The sequence below is a fragment of the Agarivorans sp. Alg241-V36 genome, from assembly GCF_900537085.1.
In the GTDB taxonomy this organism is placed as follows: domain Bacteria; phylum Pseudomonadota; class Gammaproteobacteria; order Enterobacterales; family Celerinatantimonadaceae; genus Agarivorans.
This window is the reverse complement of record NZ_UNRE01000010.1, coordinates 159,391-176,477: the sequence shown is the minus strand read 5'-3', so window position 1 is coordinate 176,477 and position 17,087 is coordinate 159,391. Positions and strand designations below refer to the sequence as shown.

At 46.2% G+C, this 17,087-nt stretch carries 14 protein-coding genes; 8 read left to right on the top strand and 6 right to left on the bottom strand.

The window, feature by feature from the left end:
* From G6R11_RS20160 to tkt, 5 genes are all read right to left on the bottom strand, one after another.
* On the bottom strand, positions 1-2,288 hold a 2,288-nt coding region (locus tag G6R11_RS20160; protein WP_163134860.1), incomplete at its 3' end, for a retention module-containing protein.
* A gap of 433 nt (positions 2,289-2,721) precedes the next feature.
* Positions 2,722-3,798 (bottom strand): class II fructose-bisphosphate aldolase, encoded by a 1,077-nt coding sequence (gene fbaA, locus G6R11_RS20155; protein ID WP_163134853.1) that lies wholly within the window; start codon positions 3,796-3,798, stop codon positions 2,722-2,724.
* Between the two features lie 96 nt (positions 3,799-3,894).
* Positions 3,895-5,058, bottom strand: a complete 1,164-nt coding sequence (locus tag G6R11_RS20150; RefSeq protein ID WP_163134851.1) for a phosphoglycerate kinase — start codon at positions 5,056-5,058, stop codon at positions 3,895-3,897.
* A 55-nt stretch (positions 5,059-5,113) separates the two neighbouring features.
* Positions 5,114-6,139, bottom strand: coding sequence for an erythrose-4-phosphate dehydrogenase (epd, locus tag G6R11_RS20145; protein WP_163134849.1), 1,026 nt, complete (start codon positions 6,137-6,139; stop codon positions 5,114-5,116).
* An 84-nt stretch (positions 6,140-6,223) separates the two neighbouring features.
* On the bottom strand, positions 6,224-8,218 hold the full coding sequence (gene tkt, locus G6R11_RS20140; protein WP_163134848.1) for a transketolase: 1,995 nt from the start codon (positions 8,216-8,218) through the stop codon (positions 6,224-6,226).
* A 206-nt stretch (positions 8,219-8,424) separates the two neighbouring features.
* On the opposite strand from tkt, the gene G6R11_RS20135 reads away from it, so the two are divergent.
* The 8 genes from G6R11_RS20135 (at position 8,425) to ruvX (ending at position 15,583) form a co-directional block, all read left to right on the top strand.
* Positions 8,425-9,696 carry a chloride channel protein gene (locus tag G6R11_RS20135; protein ID WP_163134847.1) on the top strand — a complete coding sequence of 424 codons (1,272 nt, stop codon included), beginning with the start codon at positions 8,425-8,427 and terminating at the stop codon, positions 9,694-9,696.
* A 237-nt stretch (positions 9,697-9,933) separates the two neighbouring features.
* Positions 9,934-10,479 (top strand): hypothetical protein, encoded by a 546-nt coding sequence (locus G6R11_RS20130; RefSeq protein ID WP_163134846.1) that lies wholly within the window; start codon positions 9,934-9,936, stop codon positions 10,477-10,479.
* Positions 10,480-11,043: 564 nt separating this feature from the next.
* Positions 11,044-12,195 (top strand): methionine adenosyltransferase, encoded by a 1,152-nt coding sequence (gene metK / locus G6R11_RS20125; RefSeq protein WP_163134845.1) that lies wholly within the window; start codon positions 11,044-11,046, stop codon positions 12,193-12,195.
* Positions 12,196-12,292: 97 nt separating this feature from the next.
* The gene (locus G6R11_RS20120; protein WP_163134844.1) at positions 12,293-12,769 is read left to right on the top strand and encodes a SprT family zinc-dependent metalloprotease; all 477 of its coding nucleotides are present in this window, start codon (positions 12,293-12,295) and stop codon (positions 12,767-12,769) included.
* Positions 12,770-12,876: 107 nt separating this feature from the next.
* On the top strand, positions 12,877-13,608 hold the full coding sequence (rsmE, locus tag G6R11_RS20115) for a 16S rRNA (uracil(1498)-N(3))-methyltransferase (RefSeq protein ID WP_163134843.1): 732 nt from the start codon (positions 12,877-12,879) through the stop codon (positions 13,606-13,608).
* Positions 13,609-14,565, top strand: a complete 957-nt coding sequence (gene gshB / locus G6R11_RS20110) for a glutathione synthase (RefSeq protein ID WP_163134841.1) — start codon at positions 13,609-13,611, stop codon at positions 14,563-14,565.
* A 26-nt stretch (positions 14,566-14,591) separates the two neighbouring features.
* On the top strand, positions 14,592-15,155 hold the full coding sequence (locus tag G6R11_RS20105) for a YqgE/AlgH family protein (protein WP_163134867.1): 564 nt from the start codon (positions 14,592-14,594) through the stop codon (positions 15,153-15,155).
* Positions 15,155-15,583, top strand: a complete 429-nt coding sequence (gene ruvX / locus G6R11_RS20100; protein ID WP_163134839.1) for a Holliday junction resolvase RuvX — start codon at positions 15,155-15,157, stop codon at positions 15,581-15,583. Before G6R11_RS20105 ends, ruvX begins: the two co-directional genes overlap by 1 nt.
* Positions 15,584-15,658: 75 nt before the next feature.
* Here the strand turns inward: ruvX and G6R11_RS20095 are convergent, their stop codons facing one another.
* On the bottom strand, positions 15,659-17,068 hold the full coding sequence (locus G6R11_RS20095) for a sodium:alanine symporter family protein (protein ID WP_163134837.1): 1,410 nt from the start codon (positions 17,066-17,068) through the stop codon (positions 15,659-15,661).
* Positions 17,069-17,087 lie beyond the last annotated feature (19 nt).

Here is a 17,087-nt window from a genome sequence, read left to right as displayed (position 1 = left end):
TTCTCGGCTGGCGTATACGYCCAGGTACCATTGTTATTGTTGGTGAGAGTGCCATTACCAGTCAGGCTTAGGTTGCTCACCGATAAATCCGCTAAGTCATTATCGATATCTGCGGCATTGGCCAGGAGTTCGGCTTCGGTGATCACTCGACCACCCACTGCATCTTCTGCCACCGGGTCTAACACCACATTGCTGGTGGTAGGTGCATCGTTCACTCTAATTACATCAGCCGTATCACTAGCAGAAGCCGTTTGACCATTGGCGGTGACTTCAACGCTAACGTTTAGCTCTGATAAATTCAGGTCGTCGTTGTTAATCGCCGCCACGCCAGCATCGGTGAGTTTGACTTGATTGCCGTCAATGACGAAGTAGCCATCGCCATTGTTGAGCAAGGCGTAGCTTTGGGCATCACCTTCTGGATCGCTGGAGCTGAAGTTAGCCACTACGGTATTGGTATCGACCGATTCTTCCGTCACGGCTTCTGCCGTCACCGTAATACTTGGGCCTTCATCGACACGGTTAACCGCTGCAGTATCAGTGTCGCTGGCGGTTTGGCCATTGGCGGTGACTTCAACGCTAACATTTAGCTCTGATAAATTCAGGTCGTCGTTGTTAATCGCGGCCACACCCACATCAGTGAGTTTGACTTGGTTGCCGTCGAGTACGAAGTAACCATCGCCGCTGTTGAGTAAGGCGTAGCTTTGGGCATCACCTTCTGGATCGCTTGAGCTGAAGTTGGCAACTACCGTGTCGGTAGATACCGACTCTTCAGTCACGTCTTCTGCCGTGACGGTAATGCTTGGGCCTTCATCGACACGGTTAACCGCTGCGGTATCACTGTCGCTGGCGGTTTGGCCATTGGCGGTGACTTCAACGCTAACATTTAGCTCTGATAAATTCAGGTCGTCGTTGTTAATCGCGGCCACACCCACATCAGTGAGTTTGACTTGGTTGCCGTCGAGTACGAAGTAACCATCGCCGTTGTTAAGTAAAGCGTAAGTCTGCGCGTCACCCTCTGGGTCACTGGAGCTGAAGTTAGCCACCACGGTATCAGTATCGACCGATTCTTCGGTCACGGCTTCTGCCGTCACCGTAATGCTTGGGCCTTCATCCACACGGTTCACCGCGGCGGTATCACTGTCGCTGGCAGTTTGGCCATTGGCTGTCACTTCTACGCTGACTTCAAGTTCTGTCAGGTTGAGCTGGTCATTGTTAATCGCAGCCACACCCGCATCGGTGAGTTTGACTTGGTTGCCGTCGAGTACGAAGTAGCCATCGTCATTGTTGAGTAAGGTATAGCTTTGGGCATCACCTTCTGGATCGCTTGAGCTGAAGTTGGCAACTACCGTGTCGGTAGATACCGACTCTTCGGTCACGGCTTCTGCAGTTACTGTAATACTCGGGCCTTGGTCAACAGGAGGCGTAACTTCATCGTCGGTACGAGCGATGCTTAGGTCGGCGCTATCGCTAGCAGTCAAACCATTGGCTTCAGCTTGGATCGTAATGTTTAACGAGGTTAGATTTAGCTGGTCATCATTTACTGCTGCAATCCCGGCATCAGTTAGTTTTATCTCATTGCCATCAATGACAAAAAAGCCTTGAGGATCATTAACTAGGCTATGGGTGATTAGATCACCATCAGGATCGCTAGAGCTAAAAGTAGCCACAACAGTGTCGGTATCTACGGCCCCTTCGCTAATCGCTTGCACACTTAAACTTATGCTTGGCGCTTGGTCTGGGCTTGGAACAGGTGGCGTTGGCTGATCGGGTGAGTTACTGGAAACAACACTTAAAGGCTCATCGCCATCAGAGTCTGTATCAACTAGTTCAGAGCTAAGCGCTGGAGCCGCGGTATCAAAACCAGCTTGAGCGATAGTCTCTCCGCCAATTCTGTCGATAGTGACAAATCCACCATTGCCCGCAGAGGAACCACCGCCAGCCGGCGTTCCACCAGCAGCTGTGGCTTCAAATAGCTCCGTAGGGTCAGCCCCTTCTAAAATGGCTTGTTGCAATGCTTCTACATCAAGGTCATTGGCTGCGTTTAACTGTGAAAGTGCTTGGCTGGGCTCAAACTCAGGTAGTTGAGTAGCACTATTATCACCTAGCACATATTGGTCATCACCGTAATGAAAACCGAGTTGCGCCCCTTGAGAGGTAATAATCAGTTCGCCAGGCGCAACACTGTCTCCCGGTTGGAGGGGTCTAATGCTACCTTGGGCATCTACGGCAAACGCTTGCCCTTGAATAGACACAATCGTTGCACTTGAAGTTGCAATGCTCTGTTCCATTTGATTATTCCTTTCAATCTTTTTAGATACGCTTGCTGTCCGCAGCCCGCGACTCACGCTATTTCATTGGGCTTAAAGTATAAATTTTAGCCAATAGCGCTAGTTTTAACGAATGAATTTTTCTAATCTAGATGTAACAAGCACTATAAGCACTTGAATCACAAGATTATTTTCCACATCAAGTAAAAATAATTAGAGTAAATTCATCATCTTATGAAGCTAAAGTAAAACAATCATGAACTAAAAGCGAGAAAAATGAAACGCTTGGAATTGTTTAGAAATAGAGAATTGAGAACCAGCAAAAGCGTATAGAAAGGTTTACAAAAAATAAAACAGCAAGAATATTAATTAGTTTGAAAGGATTTACTCAGAAAGAAAAAACAATTAAGGCCCACCGAAGTGAGCCTTAACTGATAAAGTCTTGATGACTAAATTACAGTACGTCTACTGCATTTAGGTCAGCAAAAGCTTTTTCTAGGCGAGTAACCATGCCTGATTGACCAGCGCGTAACCAAACACGTGGGTCGTAGAATTTCTTGTTAGGTTGGTCAGCACCTTTAGGGTTACCGATTTGGCCTTGCAAGTATTCACGGTTAGCCGCTTCATATTCACGGATACCATTCCAAGTAGCCCACTGAGTATCAGTATCGATGTTCATTTTGATAACACCGTAACCAATTGACTCTTGGATTTCAGCTTCTGAAGAACCTGAACCACCGTGGAATACAAAGTTAAGCGCGTTTGGAGCAATACCAAACTTCTCAGCACAGTAAGCTTGAGAATCACGAAGAATAGTAGGAGTAAGAACAACGTTACCCGCTTGGTATACACCGTGTACGTTACCGAAAGAAGCAGCGATAGTGAAACGAGGGCTAACAGCCATTAGTTTCTCATAAGCGTAAGCTACATCTTCAGGAGAAGTGTAAAGCTCAGATGCGTCCATATCAGAGTTATCTACGCCGTCTTCTTCACCACCAGTACAACCAAGTTCAATCTCGATTGTCATGTTTAGTTTAGCCATGCGCTCTAAGTACTTAGCACAAGTCTCGATGTTCTCTTCAAGAGATTCTTCTGAAAGATCTAGCATGTGAGAAGAGAAAAGTGGCTTACCAGTTTGAGCGAAGAACTCTTCACCAGCGTCTAGTAGTCCGTCGATCCAAGGAAGCAATTTCTTAGCAGCGTGGTCAGTGTGCAGAATAACTGGAACACCGTAAGTTTCAGCAACAGCGTGTACGTATTTCGCACCAGCTACAGCACCAAGGATTTGAGCACCTTGACCTTCTAACTTAACGCCTTTACCAGCGAAGAAACCAGCACCGCCGTTAGAGAACTGAACTACAACTGGAGACTTAACTTTAGCAGCTGCTTCTAGTACACCGTTGATTGAGTCAGTGTTAACTACGTTAACTGCTGGCAAAGCGAATTTGTTTTCTTTAGCAATTTCGAAAACTTTCTGTACGTCATCACCAGAGATTACACCTGGCTTAACTGCGTCAAAGATCTTAGACATAGCAATGGTTCCATTTAGTCTTATTGATTAAAAATTTTTCATTTCTGCATAGAACATTCTAATACAGAAAACGGGAGCAAGCTCCCGATCAAGTAATTAGCCTTTTGCACGCTCTTCAAGCATGGCTACAGCTGGTAATACTTTGCCTTCTACAAACTCTAGGAAAGCGCCGCCGCCAGTAGAGATGTAAGAAACATCGGCTTTAATACCAAACTTGTCGATGGCCGCTAGTGTATCACCGCCGCCCGCTACAGAGAAGCCTGCAGATTCTGCGATTGCTTTAGAAATACCCGCTGTACCTGCTTCGAAGTTTTTGAATTCGAATACGCCAACAGGGCCATTCCAAAGGATTGTTTTAGCATTGCCAATAATTTCAGCAAGTGCTGCTGTAGAATCTGGACCTAAGTCGAAGATCATGTCGTCATCTTGAACGTCTGCAACGTTCTTAATTTCAGCTTCAGCGTTTTCATCAAATGCTTTAGCACATGCAACATCAGTAGCTACCGGAATAGCACACTCTTTCATTAGCTTTTTAGCAGTGTCTACTAGGTCAGCTTCGTACAAAGATTTACCTACGTTATGACCGTCAGCTGCAATAAAGGTGTTGGCAATACCGCCACCCACTACAAGTTGGTCAGCAATTTTAGATAAAGACTCAAGCACAGTTAGTTTAGTAGAAACTTTAGAACCACCAACAATTGCTACTAATGGACGCTCTGGGTTGTCCATTGCTTTGCCTAGTGCTTCTAGCTCAGCAGCTAAAAGAGGGCCAGCACATGCTACAGGAGCGTTAGTACCTACACCGTGAGTAGAAGCTTGGGCGCGGTGAGCCGTACCAAATGCGTCCATAACGAAGATGTCACACAATGCAGCATACTTCTTAGATAGCTCTTCTTCGTTTTTCTTTTCGCCTTTGTTGAAGCGAACGTTCTCAAGAACAACCAATTCACCAGTGTTTAGCTCTAGGCCATTTAGGTAATCTTTAGCTAATTTAACGTCACAATCTAGTGCGTCGTTTAAGTAGTTAACTACAGGAGCTAGAGAGAATTCTTCAGCGTACTCGCCTTCGGTTGGACGACCTAGGTGAGAAGTAACCATTACTTTAGCGCCAGCTTCCAGACAACGCTTAATGGTAGGAAGCGATGCAAGAATACGTGCATCTGAAGTTACTTTACCGTCTTTTACTGGAACGTTTAGATCAGCACGGATAAATACGCGTTTGCCTGCAAGATCTAAGTCGGTCATTTTGATAATTGACATTATCTGTCCTCTATAGTTTCAATTTAAACTTACAGTTTAGCCAGCATGGCTAAACCTACAATTCCGTGTTACTCATTAACTCTGCGGTGTCTAACATACGATTGGCGAAGCCCCATTCGTTATCACACCAGGCCAACACTTTTACTAAATGCTCGCCACTTACCCGGGTTTGTGAACCGTCAATAATGCTTGAATGACTATCGTGATTAAAATCGATAGACACCAATGGTTCTTCGGTATAACTCAAGATGCCGCTTAATTTACCGCAAGTTGCTGCTTGGATGGCTTGATTTATATCAGAAACTGTAACTTTTTTACACAATGTTACACTTAAGTCCATCGCCGTAACGTTCTGCGTTGGCACCCTTACCGCAATTGCTTCAAATTTACCTGCAAATTTAGGCAAGATCCGCTCTACACCTTTGGCCAGCTTAGTATCAACCGGGATAATTGATTGCCCTGCAGCACGTGTTCTGCGCAAGTCGGTATGGTAGGCATCAATCACTTGCTGGTCGTTCATGGCCGAGTGAATTGTAGTAATAGTACCACATTCAACCCCAAAGGCTTCATCTAAGACCTGTATCACCGGCACAATGCAATTGGTGGTACAAGAGCCATTAGACACCACTTTATCGCTGCTACTTAATAGCTGGTCATTTACACCATAGACCACTGTTTGATCTACGCAAGGATCGGCAGGATGAGAAAACAAAACTTTTTTAGCCCCTGCGTCAATGTGCATTTGCGCATCGGCCACCGAGCTAAAACGACCGGTACATTCCATCACAATATCTACAGCGAGCTCTTGCCAAGGCAAGCTACTTGGCTCGCTTTGATGCAATAACTGAATGACTTGACCTTCTACCGACAATGTTTCGCCTTGCAGCAGTACATCTTCTGCAAAAGTGCCGTGAGTAGAATCGTACTTAAGTAGGTGAGCCATGGCCTCTGGGCTTGCCAGTTCATTGATAGCGACAATTTTAATTTGGTGCTGACGATGAGATTCAAACAGTGCCCGCACTACACTGCGGCCAATTCGACCAAAGCCATTAATGGCTACTCTAATAGCTTGATTAGGCATACTAATCGCCTTTATATAACGCTAAAACAAAGAACCCTCTTAGCAGAGGGTTCTATTTTTTACTGAATTACACCAAGCGCGAGCTTATAGTAATTCGTTAGCCATGCTCACTAAGTTCTCTTTAGTGAAGCCAAATAGCTTGAATAGTTCACCAGCTGGCGCTGATTCACCAAAGGTAGTCATACCTAGTACTTTACCGTCGAAGCCAACGTACTTGTACCAGAAGTCGGCAATACCGGCCTCTACAGCAATACGCTTGCGAACAGCATTTGGTAATACTGACTCACGGTATTCAGCTGATTGCGCATCAAATACATCGGTAGCAGGCATAGACACTACACGTACTGCTTTGCCAGCAGCTGTTAGTTCTTCGTAAGCCGCTACAGCTAGCTCAATTTCAGAACCGGTTGCGATTAAGATAAGCTCTGGCGTGCCAGCGCTATCTTTAAGTACATAACCACCACGAGCAACATCAGCTAATTGCTGAGCATCACGCGCTTGAGGCGCTAAGCCTTGGCGAGAGAAAATCAATGAGGTTGGGCCGTCGGTGCGTTCTACCGCATGACGCCAAGCCACTGCAGACTCAACAGAGTCACATGGACGCCAAGTGCTCATGTTAGGCGTTAAACGTAAGCTTGCAGTTTGCTCAACCGCTTGGTGAGTTGGACCATCTTCACCCAAACCAATTGAATCGTGAGTGTAAACGAAGATCGCAGGTTGCTTCATTAAGGCAGCCATGCGAAGAGCGTTACGTGCATATTCCATAAACATTAGGAAGGTTGCGCCGTAAGGCTTTAAGCCACCGTGCAAGGTCATACCATTCATAATGGCCGACATACCAAACTCACGCACACCGTAGTGCATGTAGTTACCTGATGCATCTTCAGCAGTAACCGCTTCAGAGCCAGACCACATAGTAAGGTTAGATGGTGCTAAGTCAGCACTACCACCTAGTAGCTCTGGCAATTTAGGGCCAAAGGCTTCTAGTGTTTTCTGAGAAGATTGGCGGGTGGCAATCTTAGCTTGGCTTTCTTGCAATTCGCTAATGTAGTTATCGGCAAACTCTTTCCAATCACTTGGAAGTTGACCGTCTACACGACGCTTAAACTCAGCCGCTAGCTCTGGGTGAGCAGCTTCGTAGCCAGCAAACAACTGGTTCCACTCAGACTGAGATTTCTCACCATTTGGTTTTGCATCCCAAGCTTGGTAAACATCTTGTGGGATATCAAAAGCAGCATGTGGCCAGTTTAAGAACTCACGTGCCGCTGCAATTTCTTCAGCGCCTAGTGGAGCACCGTGACAATCGTGGCTACCAGATTTGTTTGGCGAACCAAAACCAATCACAGTTTTACAACAAATCATGGTTGGACGTTTAGTCTCTGCTTGAGCAGCTTTAATTGCCGCGCTAATCGCCTCGCTATCGTGGCCGTCAACACCACCAATCACGTGCCAACCGTAAGATTCAAAACGCTTAACTGTGTCGTCGGTAAACCAACCTTCTACTTCACCATCAATTGAGATGCCATTGTCATCCCAGAATGCGATTAACTTACCTAAGCCTTGAGTACCCGCCAAAGAACATGCTTCGTGCGAGATACCTTCCATCAAACAGCCATCACCTAAGAAGGTGTAAGTGTAGTGATCAACTACTGGGAAACCGTCGCGGTTAAATTGCGCAGCCAAAATTTTCTCAGCTAGCGCCATACCTACAGCGTTGGTAATACCTTGACCTAGTGGGCCAGTGGTAGTTTCTACGCCCGGTGCGTAACCATACTCTGGGTGACCTGGAGTTTTTGAGTGCAATTGGCGGAAGTTTTTAAGCTCTTCAATAGGTAGTTGATACCCAGAAAGGTGCAGTAGAGAATACAGCAACATAGAGCCATGGCCGTTAGATAGAATAAAGCGGTCACGGTCTGCCCAGTTTGGGTCAGTTGGGTTGTGTTTCAAAAAGTCGCGCCATAGTACTTCAGCAATGTCAGCCATTCCCATTGGTGCACCAGGGTGACCAGAGTTAGCTTGCTGAACTGCATCCATGCTTAAAGCACGAATAGCGTTGGCGTATTGACGACGAGAAGACATGAATTTCTCCTGCAAATATTAGGGCTATAGGGTATCGAGAGGCGCGTATTGTCACAAAGTCAACGGTGTTACTCAATATTTATCTAAAAAGAATCCTTAGTTTTATGAAATTTTTCTGCTGAATGCTTAAGCAATCGCATATTTACAGTCTGAATCTTCGTGATAAAGTCTTGATATAAGAACTAAACAAGGACGCTAGACAAAAAATGGCTAACAATTTTGCTTTTCGCAGCCGCAGCTTTTTTGTTTACCTATTCATTGGTTTGTTCTCTAGTGGCTTGGCCTTGTTATTTAGTGACCTCGCCCACCTCAACCCTAACCAACTACTAAGCACGCCTTTACCCGCCTATTCGCTGCCTTTTATTGCCGCTATTTGCATCTTGTTGTTTGAGCGATTGTTTACTCGTTATAAACAGGTGGGCTTAATTTTTGTGGTAAAGGCTTATCACTTTGATGAGGGGCGGCTGCACTGGGGCAACCTGGTGTATCAATTTGCGGTGGGCCTGTTGTTAACCTGGGGAGGCTATGCCGTTGGAATCGTTGGCCCAGCTTGTTATCTGAGTGCGGTAGTTGCCAGTAACTTATCTTACTCTGCGCGCTTAACCGAAGGCCAAGTACGCTTAAGTGTAGCCTGTGGCACAGCCGCAGCAGTAGCGGCTTTATTCAATGCGCCATTAGCAGGCACAGTGATAGCGTATGAGCTGGTAATGCGCCGCTTTAATTGGCGATCTATTGCAACTATCGCCGTAGTGGCCTTTACCGCAAGCGTCATATCGCAGCTGCACGGCGGCAGCATGTTAAGTATTGATTTACCGCAGCAGTCGTTTCAGTGGCATGGCTTAGCGCAGTTTGCCCTACTGGGTATGCTATGTGGCCTATTCGCCACTTTATTGGTGAAGTTGATTCGCGCAATGCCCAAACTAAACCGCAACTATGCAGTTAGCATTGCAGCAAGCGTGACTGCAGTAGCAGGCTTACTCAACCCACAATGGTTAGGGCTAGAACCCATCACGCCGAACGGTTTACTTTACTGGGAATTAGGCCTCGGCGAGCAGCACCTTTGGCTACTAGCTAGGATAGTGCTCACCACTGTAGCACTGGCCTTTGCGCTTCCAGGAGGCAGCTTAGGACCAATGTTGGTTATTGGCGGAATTTTAGGCAGCATTATTGGTGATGTCATTCCTAACAGCGCCGACTTAATGCTGGTAATAGTGGGAATGGGCGCGATGTTTGGCGCAGTGTTTCGCACACCTTGGGCAGCATTTCTGCTGATTACCGAGCAAACCATGCAAGTGGAAATAGTAATTCCAGCCATAGTCGCATGTTTATGTGCCAGTGCCATAGCCAAATACATCTTCCGTTCGCCAAGCTTGATTGAGCAACAATTACTCAACGCACAAATCCGCCTAATCAATAGCCCAGTGCTGGTTAAGGAAGAGAACAAAATCCTAGACAGCGAGCCCCTGCAACAGCGCTAATTTGAAATAGACTCTATAAATAGATACCCAAGTCAGCCTTAGCCATCCCCCCAAACTAGGCTGAGTCGAGCTGATAATGGCAGTCAAATAAGGACGATTTAGAAGTAATTCCCCGAAAAAACTAAGCATTCTAAAAATGAGAACGGTATCACAGAAAAATACGATAGGCTTACGGACTCGAGTGTTCTAGAATGGCAAAGATATTAATAGTGGCTTTGTATTTTATAGGGAATTTTTATGCGCCGCCCAGTTGTACTGTTAATAGTGGCTTTATTTTCCGGCCAAGTTTTTGCTGCCGTAAATACTGACACTACCACCTTTAAGGCTAATAGCCGGGTGATAGAAAGCTTCAGCGATGAACATGGTAAAACAACCAAACACATACCTAGCATCAAGAAGTTCGATGCTGGCCAATACTTCTATTCGCAAGCTCTTAAGTACCACGACTTTGTCTGGTCATGTAAGGAATACAATGATAAAGGCCAATGCCTAGACTTAACACGTAGCCCTCGCCCCCCTATTCGCTTAGTTTCGTTTGTGCACGACCGAAACGATCACAGTAAAATTCAAGCTGATTTGGTGATGCTTTATAACCAGAAAAATGAAAAGAAAATTGAGCTGATCAATTTAAGTGAAGACAGGACTGCTCGTAGCAAATATCAAATATCTACCCTACCGGTGGTAGTGATTGTGCGTGGTGATAAAGAAATCGCCCGAAAAACTGGACTCGAAACTAGAGAAAACATGGTCAACTGGATTAAGCACGAGCTTAGTAAGCCTTAGATAACCAGAGCTCGGGATAATAAACCGATTTCTAGCGGCTATTTTTACTTATTTCGGTGTTGCAGCTACTTGCAATAGACTAGCTATTGGCGCGCAGCTTCGCCTTGAACTAAGCAAAACTATCTCGCCAGAAACATCAAGCTAAATTAAATGCTGGGTTCTAGAGTTTTCGTCACTTCCTTATCCCGAGTTCAGGTTAAATAAGGCGAGTTGATTCAAGTTAGTTGAATACTTAGCCGCATCAGTGATGCGGCTAAGTGCTTTATAATCCAAGCGTAAAATGGCAGCCAGCACTTCTTGGCAGTCATAATCCTCAGAATGGTCCGTACTTTCCTTAAAGACCAACCTCCAGCATGCAAGGCTGCTAGTTCAAAACGTCCCACCGCATTCAGCAATATCTTTAAGTGAAAGACGGCTTGCCATCGAGCAAACACAATAAAACTAATCTGCCAATGTGAATTATTTTCATTAATAAGCGCTAGCAAATCTCTCAGCCCTCACTTAGAATAGACGTCCAGATGGTAAAACATCCATACGTATATAATTCATTTACGAGATATAAACATGGCTACTCATTTATTTACTTCAGAATCAGTGTCTGAAGGTCATCCAGACAAAATTGCAGATCAAATTTCTGATGCAGTATTGGATGCGATCTTAGAGCAAGACCCCAAGGCACGTGTAGCCTGTGAAACCTACGTAAAAACCGGCATGGTAATGGTGGGCGGCGAAATCAATACCTCAGCATGGGTTGATATCGAAGAACTTGCTCGCTCAACAGTACGCGACATTGGCTACACCCACTCAGATATGGGCTTTGACGCCGACTCTTGCGCTGTACTTAACGTTGTGGGCAAACAAAGCCCAGACATTAACCAAGGTGTAGACCGCTCGCGCCCAGAAGAGCAAGGTGCTGGCGACCAAGGTTTAATGTTTGGTTATGCCACCAACGAAACCGACGTACTCATGCCTGCTCCAGTGACCTATTCTCACTTGCTGGTTAAGCGCCAAGCAGAAGTGCGCAAAAATGGCACGCTTGACTGGTTACGCCCAGATGCTAAATCACAAGTTACCTTTGCTTACGAGAACGGCATTATCACTGGTATCGACGCAGTAGTATTGTCTACTCAACACTGTGACAGCATTTCTACTGCCGATTTACGTGAAGCGGTAATGGAAGAAATCATTAAGCCAGTGCTACCAGCACAGTGGCTTAACGAAAAAACACAGTACCATATCAACCCAACTGGCCGCTTCGTAATTGGTGGTCCAATGGGCGATTGTGGTTTAACCGGTCGTAAGATTATTGTAGATACCTACGGCGGCATGGCACGCCATGGTGGCGGTGCATTCTCTGGTAAAGATCCTTCAAAAGTTGACCGCAGTGCCGCATACGCTGGCCGCTATGTAGCTAAAAATATTGTTGCTGCAGGTTTAGCCGATCGCTGTGAGATCCAAGTATCTTATGCAATTGGTGTAGCAGAGCCGACTTCAATCAGTATTGATACCTTTGGCACTGGAAAAATTGCCGATGACAAATTGGTTGCTTTAGTGCGTAAGCACTTCGACCTGCGCCCTTACGGTATTTTAAGCATGCTAGATTTAGAGCGTCCAATCTATAAAGCTACCGCTGCTTACGGCCACTTTGGTCGTGAAGAATTCCCTTGGGAAGCAACCGATAAAGCAGAACTACTAAAGAGTGAAGCAGGCCTATAGCCTTTAAACTCTCTCGCTAAACAAAGCCGAAAGCGTATAATCAACGATTATCCTTTCGGCTTTTTTATTGGCGTTTTACCGCTTAAGAACTCAACGCGTGCAGCAACTAACCCAACAAGTAGAACATTGTTTTACTCTGGCAGAAGCATTTTATAAACGCCGTTTTCCTCGCCCAGAGGTGGTGCTGTCATCGCGAAAGAGTAAAGTCGCAGGTAGCGCTAATTTAAGCCAATGGCGTTTGCGTTTTAATGCCCACTTCTACCAGCAACAACCACAGCACTTTTTAGCCCAAACAGTGCCTCACGAAGTGGCTCACCTAGTTTGTCATGCCATTTATGGCAGAGTAAAACCGCATGGAGTTGAGTGGCAGCAAATTATGCAGCAAGTATTCAACTGCTCTGCAGCAACCACTCATAGCTACTCACTGGAGCAACTAAAACTAGCCAGCTATGAATATCGCTGCGCCTGCCAAGTTCATCAGCTAAGCGTACGACGCCACAACAAAGTGCTTAAGGGTGCCAGTTATCAATGCCGCAAGTGCCACACGCCATTAATTGCCAACACTTCAAGCTAAACTAAATAGTATTAGCCCTGCTGCTGGGCTTAGGCGCTTTTTAGGTTTATCCTTTAACAGTCAGAACGTTAACTATTGCAGCTACCTAATGGAGCCTATTTTTCACCATGCGCATTCCTCGAATTTATCACTCTCAAGCTCTCTCACTTAATATGCTTACCGAGCTCGACGAAGAAGCCGCCAATCATGTTGGGCGCGTATTACGCATGGAAGCGGGGCAACAGTTGGAACTGTTTAATAGTGATGGCAATAATTATGCGGCAACCATAGAAAGTGCCAGTAAAAAACACGTCACGGTGAAGATTACCGCCGTAGAGGAAAACCCCAGTGAATCTCCACTTAATATCCATTTAGGCCAAGTAATTTCTCGTGGTGACCGAATGGAATTTACCATTCAAAAATCTGTTGAACTGGGGGTAAATAAAATTACCCCACTAACTAGCGAGCGCTGCGGGGTTAAGCTCAATCAAGAACGTTTTGAGAAAAAGCGCCAGCAGTGGCAGAAAATCGCCATTGCCGCTTGCGAGCAGTCAGGGCGCAGTGTTGTACCAGAAATAGCGCCACTGCAAAGCCTAGAACAATGGGCGAGCGAAGAGTCTGCCGCTATGAAGTTGAATTTGCACCCAAAGGCCCCATATAGCATTAAGACCCTGCCAACTCCTGAACATGGAGTGAGGCTGCTGATTGGGCCAGAAGGTGGCTTAAGCGAGCAAGAAATTGAAAGCTGCAACCAGCATCAGTTTCAAGAGACAATTTTAGGGCCACGAGTGCTGCGAACTGAAACCGCAGCCCTTACGGCTATCACCGCTTTGCAATGTCAATTTGGAGACTTAGCATAAATGAGCATTAAACTTGGTATCGTGATGGATCCCATCGCCAACATTAACATCAAAAAAGATTCTAGTTTCGCCATGTTGCTAGAAGCTCAATCACGCGGCTACGAAATTTACTATATGGAGATGCAAGATCTCTATTTAGATGGCGGCAGAGCGGCAGCAAATATGCGCCCATTGGCCGTACAACAGGACGAGCAGTCATGGTATGAGCTTGGTGGTGCAGTGGATCAAAGCCTTAGCGAGCTAGACGTAATCTTGATGCGCAAAGATCCGCCATTTGATACCGAGTTTATCTACGCCACCTACATTCTAGAGCGAGCTGAAGCTGAAGGCAGCTTAATCATCAATAAGCCGCAAAGCCTGCGCGATGCTAACGAAAAACTGTTTACCGCTTGGTTTGCTGAGTTTACTCCAACCACTCTGGTTAGCAGTGATATGCCGCGTTTAAAAGCCTTCCACCAGCAGCATAAAGACGTAATTATGAAGCCACTCGATGGCATGGGCGGCGCATCAATCTTTCGCTTAAAAGAAGGCGACCCCAACGTCGGCGTGATCCTCGAAACTTTGACCAATCACGGTCAAGAATATTGCATGGCGCAAAAGTTTATCCCAGAAATTGTCGATGGCGACAAACGCATCTTAATTGTGGATGGCGAACCTATGCCCTATTGCTTAGCGCGCATTCCATCTAAAGGTGAAACACGTGGCAACCTAGCTGCCGGCGGGCGTGGTGTTGCTCAACCATTGTCTGACAGCGATTGGAAAATTGCTAAGGCCATTGGTCCAGCCTTAAAAGCTAAGGGCTTGGTATTTGTTGGCTTAGATGTGATTGGCGACAAAGTGACTGAAATCAACGTCACCAGCCCAACTTGCATCAAAGAAATCGAAGCGGCCTACGATATTTCCATTACCGGTAAGTTAATGGATGCAATTGAAGCTAGACTTAAATCATCAACCTAAGTAGTAAAAGGGTTAATTTGGACGCAATCAATACTTTGCAGAATCAGTTTTTAATCGCCATGCCGAGCTTAGAAGACCCCTTCTTCAAACGCTCGGTAGTTTACCTGTGCGAGCATAATGATGAAGGCGCAATGGGTTTAGTGATTAATGTACCGGTAGACTTATCGGTTGAATCGCTACTGCAACAAATAGAACTGCAAGATCAGGCTGAAATGATCCGAGAAGATTTGGACCGTCCGGTATACCAAGGCGGCCCCGTTTCGCAAGAGCGTGGCTTTGTGCTGCACTCGCCAGTAAAGGGCTTTAGCAGCAGCTTAAAAGTGAGTGAAGAGCTAATGGTCACCACCTCGAAAGATGTGCTCGACACACTAGGCACAGATTCTCAGCCTAGCGAATACATCGTGACTTTAGGTTACGCCAGCTGGGAAGCGGGACAGTTAGAGCAGGAAATTGCCGAGAACTCTTGGTTAACCTTGCCCGCTAGTACCGACATTATTTTCTCAACCCCCATTCACAAACGTTGGGAAGCCGCGGCAAAAAGCTTAGGTATCGATATTTGGCAATTATCCAACCAAGTAGGTCACGCTTAATGGCTCGTTCAGGAGAGCGCTCTGCCCTAGCTTTTGACTTTGGAACCAAGAGCATTGGCGTGGCTATTGGCCAGGAGATTACAGGCTCAGCCAAACCGCTGGCCGCCATTAAAGCTCAGGATGGCATTCCCAACTGGCAAACCTTGGAGGAGCTGCTCAAGCAATGGCAACCCGATCTACTAGTGATTGGTTTGCCGCTTAATATGGACGGCACCGAGCAAGACCTCACCAATCGAGCCAAAAAGTTTGCCAACCGACTTCATGGCCGTTTTGGCTACCCCATAGCGATGCAAGATGAGCGTTTAACCACGGTAGACGCCAAAGAAAAGCTATTTGAGTTAGGCGGTTACAAGGCCCTAGAAAAAGGCGCTGTAGATAGCCTAGCCGCCGCCTTAATTTTTGAAAGCTGGTGCACCGAGCAATACTAGTTATTCACTTAAATTAGTTAATAAAAAGCCTCGATATTATCGAGGCTTTTCTGCTTATTCGAAGAGCGATGCCTGCTACTTGCTAGATCCTGACCAAATATCTTTATCTATTTGTTGTTTCAATTCAGGGTACTCATCACTATTGAAGCTTGGCACTTTGCCCGCATCCAATTGGCGGTTGTAGTCAGTCGCTAGTTTCACCACCACACCTGATAGCATCAAAATTGCCACCAAGTTAACCAAGGCCATAAAGCCCATGGATACATCAGCTAAATTCCAAATAATGTCAATTTTGACTACGGCACCTACCATTACCATTGCCAACACCAATAAACGGAAGATCCACAAACCCGCTTTATGGTTATGCTCTAAGAAAATCAGATTGGTCTCAGCGTAAGAGTAATTGCCCACAATAGATGTGAAAGCAAAGAATATGATCGCAATGCCTACAAAGTAGCTACCCCAAGCCCCCACTTGGCCGCTTAAAGCTTGCTGGGTTAAGGCAATGCCATCGCCGGTTAGCTGTTCGTTGTGGCTAAGCAATATAATCGCTGCGGTAGCAGTACAAATCACCACGGTGTCGATAAATACGCCAAGCATTTGCACGTAGCCCTGAGACGCAGGATGCGGCGGGTAAGGCGTTGCAGTAGCTGCAGCATTAGGCGCACTACCCATACCGGCCTCATTGGAGAATAGGCCACGCTTAATACCGTTCATCATGGCTGCGCCTAACGCACCAGCCCCAGCCTCTTCAAAACCAAAGGCAGAGCGGAAGATAAGGCTAAATACTTCGGGCATTTGCTGAATATTCATCAACACCACAACCAAGGCCACTACCACATAGGCTAAGGCCATTACCGGCACCACTAGTTCGGCAAAACGGGCAATACTGCGAATGCCGCCAAAAATAATCAGCGCCGCCGCTATCACCAATACCAAACCCACTAGGTATTTCTCAAAACCAAATGCTTCATGCAAAGCAGAAGCAATTGAGTTAGCCTGCACGGCATTAAATACCAAGCCAAAGGCGATAATCAAGCAGATAGCAAATACCACTCCCATCCATCGCTTTCCAAGGCCCTGCTCCATGTAATAGGAAGGCCCACCACGAAAGTTACCATCGCTGTCTTTTACTTTATACAGCTGAGCCAAGCTACTTTCAGCAAAGCTGGTTGCCATGCCCAACAAGGCAATCAGCCACATCCAGAATACTGCACCTGGTCCACCCAGGGTTACCGCAACCGCCACACCTGCTAAGTTACCTGTGCCGACTCGCGCCGCAAGGCTGGTACATAAGGCTTGAAATGAAGAAATACCACTGGCGTCACACTTACGGCTAGACTTCATCACCGAAAACATATGGCCAAAATGGCGAAATTGAATAAATTTGGTTCTTACGGTGAACAACACACCCGTGCCCAGCAACAAATAGATGAGCAAATTTCCCCACAACACGTCGTTTAACCAGTTCACAATCTCATTCATGGTTCTATTCACCTTACGT